The sequence below is a fragment of the Cellvibrio sp. PSBB023 genome (genome assembly GCF_002007605.1).
GTDB lineage: Bacteria > Pseudomonadota > Gammaproteobacteria > Pseudomonadales > Cellvibrionaceae > Cellvibrio.
The window spans coordinates 2,760,655-2,777,116 of record NZ_CP019799.1 but is presented as its reverse complement, the minus strand read 5'-3'; the positions used below and the strand labels follow the sequence as shown (position 1 = coordinate 2,777,116).

Annotated in this window: 15 protein-coding genes; 2 read left to right on the top strand and 13 right to left on the bottom strand. The window is 54.3% G+C overall.

Annotated features, from left to right (window positions below; genetic code table 11):
* Positions 1-4 precede the first annotated feature (4 nt).
* The 9 genes from panB to dksA all read right to left on the bottom strand — a co-directional run bounded on the left by panB (position 5) and on the right by dksA (position 10,465).
* On the bottom strand, positions 5-847 hold the full coding sequence (gene panB / locus B0D95_RS12110) for a 3-methyl-2-oxobutanoate hydroxymethyltransferase (RefSeq protein ID WP_078044126.1): 843 nt from the start codon (positions 845-847) through the stop codon (positions 5-7).
* Positions 848-882: 35 nt separating this feature from the next.
* Entirely contained in the window at positions 883-1,566 is a 684-nt protein-coding gene (locus B0D95_RS12105) for a deoxynucleoside kinase (protein ID WP_078044125.1), read from the bottom strand.
* 18 nt (positions 1,567-1,584) lie between these two features.
* Complete coding sequence (gene folK / locus B0D95_RS12100) at positions 1,585-2,076, bottom strand: 2-amino-4-hydroxy-6-hydroxymethyldihydropteridine diphosphokinase (protein WP_078044124.1); 492 nt, start codon at positions 2,074-2,076, stop codon at positions 1,585-1,587.
* A gap of 3 nt (positions 2,077-2,079) precedes the next feature.
* The gene (gene pcnB / locus B0D95_RS12095) at positions 2,080-3,459 is read right to left on the bottom strand and encodes a polynucleotide adenylyltransferase PcnB (protein ID WP_078044123.1); all 1,380 of its coding nucleotides are present in this window, start codon (positions 3,457-3,459) and stop codon (positions 2,080-2,082) included.
* Between the two features lie 808 nt (positions 3,460-4,267).
* Positions 4,268-5,671, bottom strand: a complete 1,404-nt coding sequence (locus B0D95_RS12085) for a sigma-54 dependent transcriptional regulator (RefSeq protein ID WP_078044121.1) — start codon at positions 5,669-5,671, stop codon at positions 4,268-4,270.
* Positions 5,672-5,756: 85 nt separating this feature from the next.
* On the bottom strand, positions 5,757-8,726 hold the full coding sequence (locus B0D95_RS12080; protein WP_078044120.1) for an ATP-binding protein: 2,970 nt from the start codon (positions 8,724-8,726) through the stop codon (positions 5,757-5,759).
* A gap of 50 nt (positions 8,727-8,776) precedes the next feature.
* Positions 8,777-8,959, bottom strand: a complete 183-nt coding sequence (locus tag B0D95_RS12075) for a hypothetical protein (RefSeq protein WP_078044119.1) — start codon at positions 8,957-8,959, stop codon at positions 8,777-8,779.
* A gap of 68 nt (positions 8,960-9,027) precedes the next feature.
* Complete coding sequence (gluQRS, locus tag B0D95_RS12070; protein WP_078044118.1) at positions 9,028-9,981, bottom strand: tRNA glutamyl-Q(34) synthetase GluQRS; 954 nt, start codon at positions 9,979-9,981, stop codon at positions 9,028-9,030.
* A gap of 40 nt (positions 9,982-10,021) precedes the next feature.
* Entirely contained in the window at positions 10,022-10,465 is a 444-nt protein-coding gene (gene dksA, locus B0D95_RS12065) for an RNA polymerase-binding protein DksA (protein WP_078044117.1), read from the bottom strand.
* Positions 10,466-10,732: 267 nt separating this feature from the next.
* Here dksA and sfsA point away from each other — a divergent pair, with 267 nt between their 5' ends.
* Entirely contained in the window at positions 10,733-11,464 is a 732-nt protein-coding gene (gene sfsA, locus B0D95_RS12060; protein WP_078044116.1) for a DNA/RNA nuclease SfsA, read from the top strand.
* Here sfsA and B0D95_RS12055 read toward each other — a convergent pair.
* Both B0D95_RS12055 and B0D95_RS12050 read right to left on the bottom strand, forming a co-directional pair.
* Complete coding sequence (locus B0D95_RS12055) at positions 11,406-12,347, bottom strand: DMT family transporter (RefSeq protein ID WP_078044115.1); 942 nt, start codon at positions 12,345-12,347, stop codon at positions 11,406-11,408. The two genes, sfsA and B0D95_RS12055, sit on opposite strands and share 59 nt — an antisense overlap.
* 36 nt (positions 12,348-12,383) lie before the next feature.
* Positions 12,384-12,935 carry a DUF4136 domain-containing protein gene (locus B0D95_RS12050; protein WP_078044114.1) on the bottom strand — a complete coding sequence of 184 codons (552 nt, stop codon included), beginning with the start codon at positions 12,933-12,935 and terminating at the stop codon, positions 12,384-12,386.
* A gap of 185 nt (positions 12,936-13,120) precedes the next feature.
* Between B0D95_RS12050 and B0D95_RS12045 the strand changes: the two genes are divergently transcribed.
* Positions 13,121-13,936, top strand: a complete 816-nt coding sequence (locus tag B0D95_RS12045; protein WP_246841791.1) for an undecaprenyl-diphosphate phosphatase — start codon at positions 13,121-13,123, stop codon at positions 13,934-13,936.
* A gap of 11 nt (positions 13,937-13,947) precedes the next feature.
* Here the strand turns inward: B0D95_RS12045 and B0D95_RS12040 are convergent, their stop codons facing one another.
* The gene (locus tag B0D95_RS12040) at positions 13,948-15,792 is read right to left on the bottom strand and encodes a sulfatase-like hydrolase/transferase (RefSeq protein WP_078044112.1); all 1,845 of its coding nucleotides are present in this window, start codon (positions 15,790-15,792) and stop codon (positions 13,948-13,950) included.
* 235 nt (positions 15,793-16,027) lie between these two features.
* A complete protein-coding gene (locus B0D95_RS12035) occupies positions 16,028-16,414 on the bottom strand; it encodes a gamma-butyrobetaine hydroxylase-like domain-containing protein (protein ID WP_078044111.1) in 387 nt (128 codons plus the stop codon).
* Positions 16,415-16,462 lie beyond the last annotated feature (48 nt).

Sequence of the window (16,462 nt, the reverse complement as noted above, 5' to 3'; positions counted from 1 at the left end):
GCGTTTAGAAAAAGATATTGTCGTCGCCTGGAAACAGGCCGGATTTCACATCCGCGACATACTTTTGCATGGCGCCGGGGATGTCATTCGCTTCCAGCAGGAAATTTTTGGAGAATTTGGGTGGTTGCTCGGTAAGGCCGAGGATATCGTTGATCACCAGAACCTGGGCGTCAGTATCGCGCCCCGCGCCTATACCGATAACCGGAATGGCAATGTCGCGAGTGATACGCGCCGCCAGCGCCGCCGGTACACACTCCAGTACCAGCAAATCCGCACCGGCGTCGGCGAGTAATTTGGCATCGGCCAGAATCGCCTCGGCGCCCACTTCATCGCGGCCCTGCACACGAAAGCCGCCGAGCTTATTGACGGATTGGGGGGTTAATCCCAAATGGGCGCACACTGGCACTCCACGTTCAGACAGCATGCGTACGGTATCCGCCAGCCAGGCGCCGCCTTCCAGTTTTACCATCTGTGCACCGGCTTGCATGATGCGCATGCAGTTGCGCATGGCATCGTCCGGGGTGGCGTAGGTCATGAATGGCAAGTCGCCAATAATGAGCGATTTTTTGTTACCACGCGCAACGGCTTCCACGTGATAAATCATCTGCTCCATGGTGACGGGAATCGTGCTGTCGTAGCCCAGCACTGTCATGCCCAGTGAGTCGCCTACCAGCACGACTTCAACGCCGCAGCGCTGCGCCATCGCCGCCATATGGGCATCATAGAGCGAGATCACTACAAACTTTTCGCCCTTGGCTTTGAGCTTGTGCAGGGCAGTGGTGGTGATATTTTTTACCAGGGCAGTGTTGGCGGTTGAGGTGCTGTTACTGATGTTTCCGTAGGGCATGGCTATGCTCCCCAATATAAGCGCGCGCGGTGAAACTAGAGTACCGGCACTGGGTTGTAATAATGGCGGCCACTTTTGATGGTGAGGATGTACTGCACCAACTGTTTGAAGTGGTCGCGATTTTGCGCCAGATTCAAGTCCTTGGCATTCACAATTAGCAGCGGCGCGCCGTCGTAAAAGTGAAAGAATTCGGTGTAGGCATCGTTGAGTGCTTTTAAATAATCGGCGCTGATATATTGCTCCGCGCTAATGCCGCGCTGGCGGATGCGCTCCAGCAATACATCGAGCGGCGCCTGCAAATAAATCACCAAGTCCGGACGCGGCGCGTTGATCACGAGCTTATCGTAAACCTGACGATAAATGGCCAGTTCGTCATCATCGAGGGTGGTGCGTGCAAATAACTGGTCTTTTTCAATCAGGAAATCGGCTACGCGCACAGGTTCAAAAATATCGTCCTGACGCAGGGCTTGCAGTTGGTTGGCGCGCTGGAATAAAAAGAATAATTGTGTGGGCAGGGCGGTGGATTTGGGATCGCGATAAAAACGCTCCAGAAACGGATTTTCCTCTGGTTGCTCCAACAGCACATCGTAATTGAACAACTGCGCAATATTGCGTGCGAGCGTCGTTTTGCCCACACCAATGCAGCCTTCCACCGCGATATAGCGCGGCAATTGGGTATGGGTTAAATCCAAGCCGAGTTCTTCAAATACAGCGTCCACGATAACTCCTTGCAACAATCAACACTCAGAAGCGGATGGCAGTTTAACCAGCCCATCAGGCGGGCATTGGTGTAGCCAGTCGGGCAAGCGGCTGCCATCGGGCAGGTGTAAATCCGGGGTGATATCCGCCAGTGGGTAAAGTACAAAACCGCGCTGGGTTAGGTAGGGGTGGGGAACCGTCAAGCGCTCGGTGGCGATGACTTGGTCGCCGTAGAGCAACAAGTCCAAATCCAGTGTGCGCGGGCCCCAATGTTGGATGCGTACCCGCTGGTGAGCCTGCTCAATGGCTTGTAGTGCATCAAGTAGTGCCAGTGGCGCCAGATGGGTATCCAGCAGCGCAACCGCATTAATAAAGTCCGGTTGTTCGGGGCCGACCGGTTTACTGCTGTAGATCGCAGAGCATTGCACCAACTGTGTCTGCGGTAGCGCCGACAGTTCATCAATGGCGCGCATGACCTGCGCCAGTGGATCGTCCAGATTACTGCCGAGACCAATATAGGCCAGCGCCATAGGTTATTCGTTCCCGCCGGGAGTGGCCGTTGGTTTGCGCGGGCGACGGCGGCGCGGTTTGCTGGCGCCTTTCGGGCTTTGTTTCGCCAGGTTTTTAACCATCTCCTCGCGCTCTTCATCGTTGGCGGTTTGATAGTTCGTCCACCAGACGCCCAAGCCATCCAGCGCTTCTCCTGCGGCTTCGCGCATCAACAGGAAGTCATAGGCGGCGCGGAAGCGGGGGTGATCCAGGGTGCGCAGGGCGCGCATACCCAAGCGGCTTGGCAGACGCTGCTGCAAATCCCAAATTTCGCGCATCGGAATCAGGAAGCGCTTGGGCACCGCCGTGCGTGTTAATTGCAAGTTAACGGTATTTTGCGCCGCTTGCGCCCAAGCCTGGGTTGGCGGCATCTGGCTACTGAGCAGCTTGAATTGTTGTTGCAGTGCGGGCCAGAGCAGGGCGGCATAGATAAACGCTGGGGTGACCGTTTTGCCACCGCGAATGCGCTTGTCGGTGTTGACCATGCACTGTTCAATTAAATTGGCATCTATCACATCACCAGCTGCGAGGGCTTTGGCAGTGCCCGGGAACAGATGGGTCAGCAAATCGTAGTCGCGCATCAGAGCAAAGGTGGCGGTGGCCGAGCCGCTAAGGAACAGTTTGAGCACTTCCTCGAACAAGCGGGCATCCGATACATTGAGCAGCAAGCCACCCAGTTCGCGGATAGGTTTGGCTGTGTTCGGCTCCAGGTTAAAACCGAGTTTCGCCGCAAAGCGTAGTGCGCGCAGCATACGTACCGGGTCCTCTTTATAACGGGTCGCCGGGTCGCCAATCATGCGCAGGGTGCGAGTCTTTAAGTCACTCATGCCATCGCAGTAGTCGATAACAGAAAAATCTTTCAGCGTGTAATAGAGCGCATTAACGGTAAAGTCGCGGCGCATGGCATCGGTTTCGAGCGTGCCGTAGACATTGTCGCGCAATAACATACCATCTTCGCTGCGCGCCGCATGCTGTGAGCTGTCTTCGTGATGGCCGCGAAAGGTGGTGACTTCAATGACTTCGCGCCCCATACGCACATGCACTATCTGGAAGCGACGACCCACAATGCGTGCGCTGCGGAACAGGCGTTTTACTTCTTCCGGGGTGGCATTGGTGGCTACGTCAAAATCCTTGGGGTGCCCGCCCAGCAACAGGTCGCGTACCCCGCCGCCAACCAGATAGGCAGCAAATCCTGCATCTTCCAATTGCTTGATAATTTTGATGGCGGCAGAACTAATGTTCTTGCGCGAGATCGTATGTTGGTCGCGAGGAATAATGGCAGCGCCATCGCTATTGCGCGAAACGGATGCCTTGGCGGAATCCTTGGTGCTGGAGGTGAAAAGGTTTAGCAAGCGTTTGAGCATGGTGTCTCGCTGAGGATTAGGCAGTCAGTTGCACAAGAGCCGCGAGTTTAGCAGATGCGTGAGGTTTTTTACGACCTTGGCGAAGTGTCACCACGGCGATTCTGTTGTCTCCCATAAAGCAAAACGGGAAAGCTTTCGCTTTCCCGTTGGAGGGAGCACCGAGGTGCTGCAAATGGCATTCAATGGGGTGCTTCCGTGCCCATATCCAATCTCGCGTGCTACCCATCCTGTGCCTGGTCTGTATCCGCTTTATTTTAGTATCTTATTGCTCTTGTTTTCTAGCGTGGCCTATCTGCTCTAAGTTATTGTTTTCGTTATTATTATATAATTTCTGTTGTTATTGTTTGTTGTTGTTATGTTCTATCTTTTCCGTTTTTTATTGTTTCTTGTTGTTATTTAAATTGTTCAGTTTTTTATTATCTATTGTTCTTATTTTTCGTTTTTTTCAGCTTCTTATTATTTGTTGTTGTTATTAGATTTTCACATTTAATTCTTATTGTTTGTTTTTGTTATGGCGCTCTAAAAGCAGTTGTTGTGCCAGAATTGAAATTGCTAATTAAAACAATGTCTTATGTTTTTTGGGTTGCTCCATATTTCTTTTGGTTATTTCGGACGGTTACATATTTTGTGGGTGATTGTTACCGAAGATGGGTGGGGTAACAGTATTTTGGCGGTAACACCTCCGTGACAGGGGGTAACAACTTGGCATTTAATTCATCTTTTGTGGCACTAAAAGCAAAAAACTGTGTCACCAGAATGAAAAATCCCCGCGAGCGGTAGCTGGCGGGGATTTTTGGTTTTGGGGCGATTATTTACCGGCTGTGGCGCCGGCTTTGGTTCTGGGGATGCCCAAGCGCTGTCGCCGCTCCCACAGGCATTTGCGGCTGACACCCAGTTTGCGCGCCAGTTCGGTCTCGCTCATGGTGTCCTGGTGTTCCAGCACGAAGCGTTGGAAATAATCTTCCAGCGATAAGTCTTCGGTGGCACTGGTGCTACCGCCGCGGCTGGCCAGGCGTGGTGGTTCGAAAATGGAGCTGCCGGTGTTGTCGTTCAGGTCCTGGGCATCCATATCAATGGAGAGCAGATGGTCGCCAATTTCGGTGCTGTCTTCACAGAGAATAACGGCGCGCTGCATGGCGTTTTCCAGCTCGCGCACGTTACCCGGCCAGTTGTAGCTCATGATGGCATCCATCGCGGCGGAGGATAGCTTGAGTTGCGGTTTGCCGAACTGTGCGCAGTAACGCTGCAGCAGTGATTCGGCGATGCTGATAATGTCGCGGCCACGCTCGCGCAGGGGCGGTAGCTCCAATTGCATGACGTTGATGCGGAAATACAGGTCTTCACGGAATTTGCCTTCGCGCGCCAGCTTACGCAGGTCGCGGTGCGTTGCGGCAACCAGGCGTACATCCACCTTGCGCGATTCTACCGAGCCCAGCGGGCGCACCTCGCCCTCTTGCAGTACACGCAGCAGGCGCGCCTGGGCTTCCAGTGGCAGTTCGCCAATTTCGTCAAGGAACAGGGTGCCACCATCGGCGGCAGCGACAAGGCCTTCGCGATTGGTCGCGGCACCGGTAAAGGCACCTTTTTCATAGCCGAAGAGTTCGGATTCGATCAGGGTGTCGGGAATAGCGGCGCAGTTGACCGAAATCATCAGGTGATTGTTGCGGTTGCTCTCTTCGTGCAGCGCGCGTGCAACCAGCTCTTTGCCAGTGCCAGTCTCGCCATGAATCAGTACGGTGGCATTGGTGGGCGCGACTTTGTGTATACGGTTGTACAGGTCCTGCATGACATCGCTGGAGCCGATCATACCGGCAATGGTCGTGCTCGCCGTTTGGGTGTTATTGGCGGCTTTGTTGGCCGCTTTGGCTTTGCCAATGACACGCTTGACGGCATTGACCATCTCGTCGTGGTCGAAGGGCTTGGCGATGTAGTCCACCGCGCCCATGCGCATGGAGTCTACCGCTGAGCGCAAGCTGGCGTAGCTGGTCATGATGAGTACGGGGGTATCACCCGCCAGTTTGATCAGGTCGGTGCCCGGTGCGCCGGGCAGGCGCAGGTCGCTGACAATCAGATCGAAATCCTTTAACTGAAATTTGGACGTGGCCTCTTTGACGGATGGCGCTTCGCTGACCTCGTACTGGTTGCGCTCAAGCAGCTTGCGCAGTGCGGTACGGATGATGGTTTCGTCTTCAACAATCAGAATCTTACTCATAGCTATCCGGGTCTTGCGTTAAGTGTTACTGGTCAATAACTAGCAGGATAAATCTGCAAGTCGCTGGTTTTGTTCACTTTCCAGGTCAGGCATCCATGAAAGAGTCGAGATGGCGCGGCAGGGTAATCACAAAACTGGCGCCGCGGTTGTGAACGGTATCGGCGGGACTAATGATGTCCATATGGCCGCTGTGGTCCTCAACAATGCTGTAGACCATGGCCAATCCCAAACCTGTACCTTCACCGGGTTCTTTGGTGGTGAAGAAGGGTTCAAGAATGCGCTCGATCAGTTCGGGAGGGATACCATGACCCTCGTCGGTAACAGAAACTGTTACCGAATCCTCATCTTCGTTACTTTCAAGCATAACACGCCCTTGCTCCGGGCTGGCATCCCGTGCGTTAGATAAAAGGTTTATAAAAACCTGAATCATCCGTTGGGCATCACCGGCGATGATGGCGGTTTTGGGGATGTCATTGCAGAAGAGCACCTGGTTCTTGTCTTTTTGCAGTGACAGCAAATGAATCGCTTCATTGGCGCAATCGCGCAGGGACACGGCCTCAAACTCGGTTTTGCTGGCGTGACCGGCGTGGGAGAAGCTCACCAACGACTGCACAATCCGGCCGACACGGTCAGTTTGGCTGAGGATCTGTTCGGCGGTTTCCAGCACTTCGGCGGGATCTGTGGAGTCGTATTTCAAGTTTTGTGCGAGGCAGGCGATGCCGGTGATGGGGTTGCCGATTTCATGGGCGACTCCCGCTGCCAATCGCCCTACAGAAGCGAGGCGTTCTGAATGCACCAGTTCCTGTTCCAGCAATTGGGTTTCGGTGACGTCTTCCAGCAGCATCACCTGATCGTAAACCCCAGCGGTAATGGTGCCTTCAATATTGGCTTTGTGCAGGCTGATCCAGTGTGGGCGGCCATCCAGTTCTATTTCGCGGCGATAGAAATGGGGCTCATTACTCTGGCTGAAGTCGATCAGCAGGCTGCACCAGGGTTCGGGAATGTCTTCCAGGTGGGAGCCGGTAACATCCTCGGTGGGGGTGCCGGTCAGTTCCGCCATGGCGCGGTTCCACATGAGCACTTCCATATCGCGTCCCAGGGAACAGACGGCCATGGGCAGTTCTTCCAGTGTTTTGCGGTGATAGAGGCGCAGGGTGTTGAGCTCGGCGGCCATACCCGTGAGGTGGTCGCGGTATTCGGACAGGCGACTTTCAATCAGGTTGATGTCGACAGTGTTATGGCTTTCTGCGACTACATGGGGGATGTATTTATCCATGATTTCACTGGCGACATGAATCCCCATCAGGCTGGAGAGATTGCCTTCGATCTGGTCGCGCAGGCGGCGCAGGGCGTAGGGGCGACGTTCATCAATCCCCAGGCTCAGTTCTTTGAGGGCGATATCCACCTCGCGGCTGGCGGTGACCTTGCCCAGCGGCTTGGCGAGACGGTGTTTGAATTCGGCGGCGGAGTGCACATCCAGCGCTTGGCGCACCGGGTGGCTGAGTTCGTCGGCGGCGCAGACATCAGCGCTGTATTCTTCGTCTTCGGTTTGGGTTGTCATCATGGAAATCAGCACAAAACACAGGGTGTTCAGGCTGATGGAGATGAGTGTGACTTCGCTCCAGTGCTCAATACCCACGGGAATCGCCCAGCTATTAAAAGGCAGGGGCACAAACTCAAGGCCGGTAAGCATGGGGAGCAGCAGGCCTATAGCCCACACGCTGGTACCTACGGCAAGGCCTGCGATAACCCCGCGTCGGTTGCCTTTGCTCCAAAACACAATGGCGAAGGTGGCGGGCAGGAATTGCAGGGTTTCGATAAAGGCGGTCATGGCCAAATGGGCCAAGCTGAAGCGGTTATCGAGAATCCAGTAGAGTAGGTAGGCCCCCAGGAAAATGGTGGCGATCAGGATGCGGCGCAACCAGATGAGCTGGCTGTATAGGTCGGTACGGGTGCGCAGCTTCAGGCTGGGCAGCAGCCAGTGGTTCATCACCATGGTGGAGAGCGCCAGTGAAATAACCACCATGGCGCCCGTTGCCGCCGACAGGCCGCCAATAAAAGCCAACAGGGTCAGGCCGGGTGAGTTAAATAAAATCGGAATCCCCAGGGTGTAATACTGCGGCGGTAGTGGCACCGAGAGCTCGGTGCCTGCCCAGAGGATCGGGAATATCGGTAGCGCCATCAGCAGCAGGAACAGTGGGAAGGCCCAGGTAACCGTATGGGAGTTGCGCATCAGTGGGTTTTCCGCGAGCCCCAGGTGGAAAATGTGCGGCATGGTGACGGCGGTGGCGACAAACACCAACAGCAGCGTATGGGCGGAGTCGGTGTGAATCGGGCTGTGCAGGAGCGCAAGGTTTTCGGGGTGGTCGAGCAGCCATTGGTCGAGCCCTTCCAGTCCATCAAAGACACCAAATACGGCCACCAGACCGATGGCGCAGAGAGCGCAGACTTTGAGCAGGGATTCAAATGCCATGGCGGTGATCAGGCCGCGATGCTGGTCGCGGTTGGCGCCGAAGGAGATGGTAAAAAAGGCGAGGATGGCGCAATAGCACAAGGCCATCAAATCCTTGAAGGTCAGCCCTGTTCCCTGTAGTGGCAGCGAGGGGTTACCGCTCACGGTGAGGATATGCATGGTGTCAGCAATCGCCTGAATCTGCAGAGCCATCAGCGGCAAAATCCCGCACAGCATGCAGAGTGTCGTCAGGGCGCCTACGCTGTGGCTGTGGTAGCGGAACACCAGTAAGTCGGCAAGGGAGTGAACCTGGTGGCGCCGCGCCAATTCGGCCAGTGGCGCCAGCGCGACCGGGGCAAACAAAAACAGCGCCCCTGTGCCTATGTAATAAGCCAGTGCGCCATAGCCATATTGAAAAGCAAGGTCGATAACCCCGTAAAACGCCCAGGCGCTGGCAAAAATACCCAGCGACAAAATATAGGTGATTGGGTGCGAGGTGACCGCCTCGGGAATCCAACCGCGCTCGGTGATATAGGCAATGCCAAAGAGCAGCAGTAGGTAACTGAGGCCGATCAGTGCAACTTGGCTGAGATCAAAAGTCATTGTGTGATGTTCTTATGAGTGAGTTGTCAATTCGGGCGGCACGGCCGGCGTTAGTCAAAATCGTGATAGCTCTTGCGGCGTGTCTGCATCACAAAGGCGACCAGAATCACACCAACCCACACAATATAGGGGCGATACCAGGCACCTTGGGGGTCGAGAATCCAGTTGAACAGGCTGGGCGAGAAGATATAAGCCACCAGCAGTAGCAAGATAACCAGGCGTTGATTGTTCATGAGTGTATTTCCTGTAAGCGCTGGTGTGCGGTATGGCGCCAGGGTTGGCCGCGATTTAATCGGTATTGTTATTCTTCTTGGTATAGATGGCCGAGGCCGGTAACGGCGCTTCGCTGCCAATGGGCTACTGCCCAATCGAGCAGTTCACCGGTGGAAGCGTGCGCCAAGTCCAGAGGGGGATTCTGCCCTAAAAAGGCCAGACCATGCCATAGATTCCTGCTTGCCTTGGCCGAGTCTATCGCCTTGGCCTGATTTTGCTTGCTCAGCTTTTGGCCGTTGGCCTGCATGGCCAGAGGCACATGCCCAAAGGCAGGCTGCGGTGCATCGAGCAGGCTAAACAGTAAGAGTTGGCGCGCGGTGACCTCCAGCAGGTCGCTGCCGCGAATGATATGGGTGATGTTTTGGTGGATATCGTCCACTACCACGGCCAATTGATAGGCATAAAAACCATCGCGCCGCTTCAGGATTTGATCGCCCGCCTGGGTGCGCAGGTTCTGGGTTTGGTGACCCTGGATCAGATCGTCAAAGTTCAGCCAGTCATTTGGCGAGCGGTTGGGCAGATCATAAAGCTTGAGGCGAATGGCGTGGGGTTGGGTCAGATCCAGTTGCCGGTGGCGACAGCGGCCATCATAAATGCCGCCCATGGCGGTGAGTTCCTGACGTGAGCAGCAGCAAGGATAAGCCAGATCTTGCGCCATCAACCATTCCAAGGCGGCTTGATACGCCGGGTGTCGCTGGCTTTGGTAAAGCACGGGTTCATCCCAGTATAAGCCGTGGTCTTCCAGGGTTTGCAAAATCAGACTGGCGGCACCGGGCTGTTCGCGCGGAGGGTCCAAGTCTTCCATGCGTACCAACCATTGGCCTTTATGGGCTTTGGCGTCGAGGTGGCTGGCGAGGGCGCTGACCAGTGAGCCGAAATGCAGGGGGCCGCTGGGCGAGGGTGCAAAACGTCCGCGATAGCCTGGGGTATCAGTGTTGCTGAGCGAAGGATTGGGGGCAGAGGTAGAAGCGGTGGTGGACATAACAAAAGAGGCGGGTGGCCCCGCCTCCGGCAAATCGGCCTTAGCCGCCGATTTGTTTTTCTTTGATTTCGGCGAGGGTTTTGCAATCCACACACAGGGTAGCGGTTGGGCGCGCCTCAAGGCGGCGAATCCCAATCTCTACACCACAGGCATCGCAATAGCCGTAATCGTTGTTTTCGATCAGCTCCAAGGTGCTATCGATTTTTTTGATCAGTTTACGTTCGCGGTCGCGGGTGCGCAGTTCGAGGCTGAATTCCTCTTCCTGGCTGGCGCGGTCGGCGGGATCGGGGAAGTTAGCCGCTTCGTCTTTCATGTGGCTAACGGTGCGATCTACTTCTTCCATCAATTCTGAACGCCAGTTGAGCAGCAATTGTCTGAAATGCGCCTTCTGGTTGTCGTTCATATACTCTTCGCCTTTCTTCTCCACGTAGGGAGTAAAAGGGCGGAGCGCGAAGGTTTCAGTAGAGGGAGATTTTTTCGCCATATGTAGCGCCTCGTAAGACATCCTGGATCATCAATCATCTGCACCAAGGGGTGGGCAGAATTAGAAGGGGGAGCAAGCTATCAGATAACAAATGCGAGTGCTAGCGTTTTTTCGCAGCTTTTGGTGCCTGCGCCTGTCGGGGGCTGAATCCGGCCTCGGGTTTCATCCCAAGCAAAAACTATAGCCGCAAAGTGGGGCACTTGTGGTTCAATCTGACATCTTTCTGTCATAGACCTGCCAATCATTTAACCGGATCTGCGATTAGCCATGCTTCATTTATATCCCGCGCTGTTGCGCAAACGCTATAAACGTTTTCTTGCCGATGTAGGCCTGCCTGACGGCAGTGAAATTACCCTGCATTGCCCCAATACCGGTTCGATGAAAAATTGCCTGCTGCCCGATAGCCCCTGCTGGTATTCGGTGTCTGACAGTAAAACCCGCAAATACCCGCAGACCTTGGAAGTAGTGTCCACCCCCGGAGGCCATCTGGCCGGCATCAATACGGCGCGCACGAATGAACTTGTTGAGGCGGCGTTGCGCGCAGGAGTGATCGGCGAGTTGCAGGGCTACGCCATCCTCAAGCGCGAGGTGGTGTACGGTGAGGAAAAATCACGCATCGACTTTCTATTGACCGGCCACCCGCAGGATGTGCGTGCCTGTTATCTTGAAGTGAAAAACGTCACCCTGATGGAAGCGGAGGGGCAGGGTTATTTCCCCGATGCAGTGAGTGAACGCGGCAGCAAGCATTTGCGTGAGTTAATGTTGATGGTGGCACAAGGGCACAGGGCGGTGCTGTTGTTCTGTGTGCAGCATACGGGAATTCAGCAGGTGAGCCCGGCCGATCATATCGACCCGGCTTACGGCGCGACCTTACGCGCCGCAATAGCTGCCGGGGTAGAGGTCATCGCCTATGCGGCGCAGATTAAACCGGCGCAGCACCTTATAGGGTTGGATCGGCCTTTGCCGGTGATTTGCTCGCTTTTGTCCCCCCAAAATTGACCACCGCGACGGCGCCCAAAATCAGGATGGTTGCGCTGATCTCCGGCCAGCCCGGCTGCTCGCCCAGCAAGTAGATACTGGAGATAACACCAATCAGTGGTGTTATGAGCGATGACAGGGACGAGACGCTGACCGGCACCAGGCTAACCAGCCGCACCCAAGCCCAATAGCAAAACATAAAGGCAAAAAACACGTTGTACACCACGCCCCAGAGCGCGAGGGTGGATGGCATTTGCTGCATGGCGCCATCGACCAGAGCGGCGGCGATCATAATCGGCAGGCTAGCCAGCAGCAGCAACCAACCGGTCAGGACTACAGTGTTCAGCGGAATCTGCCAGCGTTTCATCAGCACAGTGCCAGCGCCCCAGAACCAGGCGGCGGCGATCATCAGTAGTGCGCCTACCAATAATTGCTGATTGAAGGGGCCGCTAAACCAGGCGATCAATGATTCGCCCATCAGTGCCGCAATTCCCCCAATACCCAGCAACAACGCGATACCAATGCGCAGGGTAAAGCGGTCGTGCAACACCCAGACCGATAACAGCACCGTCCAGATCGGCATGGTGTAACCCAGCAGTGCTGAGCGACCGGCGGGCAGCAGACTTAGCCCATAGGTAGCCATCACATTCCAGGCCACTATATTGAGCAGGCACACCCAGAGGATTTTTTTGACATAGCCCACCGGCATGGCAAGCGATAAGCCGGAGGCGCGCGCCAGTGCAAGAATGCCCAGCCCACCAAAAAACAAACAAAAGGCGCGAAAGGTCAGCGGTGGAATTTCGCTGATGATGAATTTCATGATGGGCCAGTTAATGCCCCAGCCAATGGCCAGACCGATTAACAATAAAATGCCTTCAACAGAAAGGCGCGGAGAGTTGGGCATGGTATCGCTTATCGGTCTTTAGGAACGGTGTGAGGGTTAAGGCGCGCTGGATGGCGGAAATTTGCCCAGTAACTGTGCCAGTGTGGCGCCCAGCTTTTGTTCGGCGCTGAGCGAGAATTGAATCAACGGAATGCCTTCGGCACTGCCGCGCCACACCAGGGTATTGTCGCTGGCGCGGGTGACATCAATCAACATCACGCCTTCTTGTTTACCCTTGTTCAGCAACTGCGATGTGCCCAGGCCAACACTGCCATGACGTCCCACCGGCATGCCAATGCCAATGCCGATACTACTGTTGCCGCCTTTGCTCTGGCGTGCGAATACTTGCATGTCCAGCAGCATATCGGGATTAGCCTGTGTGCGAACAAAACCCTGCGCGGCTAGTTGGTTGTCCGCGAGGCGCTCGAGCAGCGCGGGATCGGTTCCGCCTATATCCACAGTGACAGCGCGCCAGCTGTAGGTTTTCAGGCCGGTAAAGTCCGTCCCCGATTTATAGTCATTGGCGTAATGCACATTGGCACAGCCGGAAAGCACCAACATACCAATGCCGAATAGCAGTGTGCTCAAACGAAAAAAGAGTTGGCGCATGGTTAACTCCTTGGAATGCGTGAGGGAGAAAATTGCAGTCAATAAGATTACACAGTATATGCTGCCGCGGTGCTGAATACGGGCTGAATTTGCAAACAATAGCCGATTACCGCAGACTTGCGCGTGAATCTGGTGCCCCCTGAGTGAGGGGCTATTTTTTGGGCTGAGGTGTCGTTGTGGATTTTATGTTGTTGATCAAAGCGGTTGTCATGGGAATAGTGGAAGGCGTTACCGAGCTGCTGCCCATTTCCAGTACCGGTCACTTGATTCTCGCTGCGGATTTGATGAATTTCCTTGAAGATGAAAAGCGCACCCTGTTCGAAATTTTTATCCAAATGGGCGCTATGCTCGCGATTGTGTGGGAGTATCGCCGCAAAATTTTTGGCAGCCTGTGTGGTGCCGTTCGCCCCGGTGTTGAGCGCAATTTGTTTATCAATGTGGCGCTGGCATTTTTTCCGGCGGCGCTGATTGGTTTTTTGCTCAGCGATTTCATCATGGCTTATCTGTTCAGTCCTTATGTCGTTGCCGGTGGTTTTATTGTGGGCGGGTTTGTCATTATTTGGGTGGAAAAATACGCTTACGCCCCTCGCATTCAGGAAATGGATGACTTGAGCTATAGCGATGCCTTGAAGGTGGGCTTGTGCCAATGTCTGGCGTTGATTCCCGGCACCTCGCGCTCGGGTGCAACCATCATCGGCGGCATGTATTTTGGTTTATCGCGCAAGGCTTCTACCGAGTTTTCTTTCTTCCTTGCTATTCCGATGATCTCGGCGGCATCGCTCTACAGTTTGTGGGGCGCGCGCGACCAGTTGGCCTGGTCCGATGCGAGCGTTCTGGCCGTCGGTTTTGTCACCGCGTTTATTGCCACCTTTGTGGTGATGCGCGCCCTGTTAAAATTTATCAGCAAACACACTTACATCGCCTTTGCCTGGTACCGCATCGCGTTTGGCGTAGTGGTGTTGGCAACGGCCTACACGGGGGTGATTAGTTGGGCACATTAATCTGTGCCCAACTAATGTTTTCCCGACAGTAATGCACGGGATTCCGTATCTTTAAAAAAGCGTCGCTCTTCATCCTGCAGTTGATGTAATTTGGTTTTGTCCAGCACCGGGCGGGTGTTTTTGATATCACCCCACGCGTATTGTTTACCGGTGCTGCGATCCAACACTGTTCCCTCAATCCAGTAAGCATTGTTGTAGTAGGATGACATCACCAGGCTGCGATTGTTTGGCAAGTCGAATAGATTGGCGCCGGTGCTATAGGCCTCGCGCGCGGTTTTACAACCCAGCGCTTCCTGCATCAGTGTTGGCACTATGTCCTGATGACTGGAGGCTTTGTGCTCATGCCGTGCGACTTTTTGGCCGGGCGCATGTACCAGCAATGGGGTGTGGGTTTGCCAGCGGGTAAAGTTGCTGCCATGCCCCCAAAAGCCCGCGTCATTTTCGTTGAACTCCTCCGCGTGATCCCCCGTTACTATTACCCAGCTATTCTCCAGCGCACCATTTTTTTCAAGTTGGTCGAGAATTTTCCCGAGCAAATAATCCACATAGAACAAACTGTTGTGGTAGTCATTTTTGTAAGGCGTGCTGTCGGCCTGCTTATTAAAAGCATAGCCACCTTTTACACTGGGCAAGGGCGTAAAACGCGCAAAATCCTTCGGGTATTTGTAGGGCGAGTGCGACGAGGTTAAAAACACAAAATCAAAATGCGGCTTTGTGGTGGTTTGCTGGTGCTGCTGCACAAATTGATTCACCACTGCCGCATCGGTTTTGGCGTGATAAAAATGCGAATTAGGCATGCGGGGGAAAATCAGGCGGCGCATGGAGAATCTATCCAGATTGGAATTGGTAAATGCGCGCACATCAAACCCCTGATCGGTCAGGGTTTCGGTAAATTCGCTGGGGTTGGCCGCGGGTGTTGCTCTGAAGGCAGGGTAATAGCTAGCGTGCAAACCATAGAAAAGGCTGAACAGGCCGGGAATAGTCGCCGAACCGCCTGAAATATGTTGCTCAAAACGCGTCGCCTTTTGACTGAAGCGCGCAACATTTGGCATGACTTCCGGGTTCAGCGCCGCCGCCTGCCAGCTCTCCACTACCAGCAGGATAATGGAGTTGGGCTGGCTGGGCGCTTCACATTGCAATGGCTCCAAGGGGTAGCGGACTACGCTCTTTTCCTGAATTGCCGCGCGATCCATGGTGCCGTAGGTGGCAGGCAGCAGGCTCGGTAGCATGCGTGCCAGTGTGGCCGCGTGCTTACTGCTGGTGGCCGGGCGATATACGGGCAAATAGGGGGCGATGTAACTCACTTCCTGGCGATGGTATTTGTCGGCCCAGATGTTAAGCGATGAATTGACCGCAAACAGTATCAGCATCGCACCCGCCACCCAGAATAATGGCTGCGCGCGCAAGGCGTGTTGTGTTGTGATGTGATATGCCTTGCGGCTCAGCCACCAGCAGCCAGCGCCAGCCATAATCGCCACGGCAATTGCTGCAAAAATCACGGCGTTCGGCAGCCCCAGGCCTTCAAAATCCATCACAAACATTTCGAGCATTATCCAATCCACATGGAATAGATAAAGGTTGAAGGTGGCCGCATCAATCAGCAGATACAGCAACCACAGTGTCAACAGGAGTGCATAGAGCGGACGAGTCCAGGCGGTGCTTGCCAGCGGTGAAAAGACAAGTGCAGTTATCGTGAGCAGCAGCCCGTAATAACCCAGGCTGGAGATCAGGTACAGTTGCCCGTGCAGGCTATCGGGAGTGGGCATTACCCACCAGTAACTGGCGAGTGGAATCAACGATAAGAGTAATACCCAGAGGGTGAAATAACCGTGAGCAATGAAATGCCTTTTTTCCATGTGTATCAGTTCTCGATCTAACAGTGGTTACCAAAAAGCAGACAAACGCATGCCCGCGCCAGAGCACAATGGCTGGCGAAAGTTGGCGACTTGTCTTTGTTGTTATTCGTGGTGATTTGTTGTCAGCGATTGCTGCTCAACCGGGGTAGGCGCTATCAAACAAGCGATAGCAATCAATACATAAAAAGTTCTTACATGTCCTGCAGCTAAAACATTGGCGGCAAGTAAAAGCAGGTTACTGGTTTTGCGGGTCGATTAATCGCACCACACTGGTATCGGCATCACGACTTTTGCCTGCCTGATGCAATTGTTGTAAATAGCGCTCCCAAAGCTGTGCTTGATTGGCGCCTAGCTGGTGTAAATATTCCCAGGTATAAATACCGGTTGCATGACCATCGTCAAAGATCAATTTGAGTGCGTAGTTACCGGCGCGTTCCAGCGCCACAATACCCACGTTTTTTTTGCCGTACTGCAAGACCTCCTGTCCTGGTCCATGGCCTTTTACTTCGGCACTGGGCGAATGCACGCGTAAAAATTCCGCGCTCAATAACCATTGCTCTGCACCATAATGCAGCTCCAATTGTTGTGAGCCTTTGTGAAAGCGAATTTTTGTCGGTGTCATGAGGTGCAATACACGGTGTGGGTAACAAAGCCTGCGCATAAATGCGTG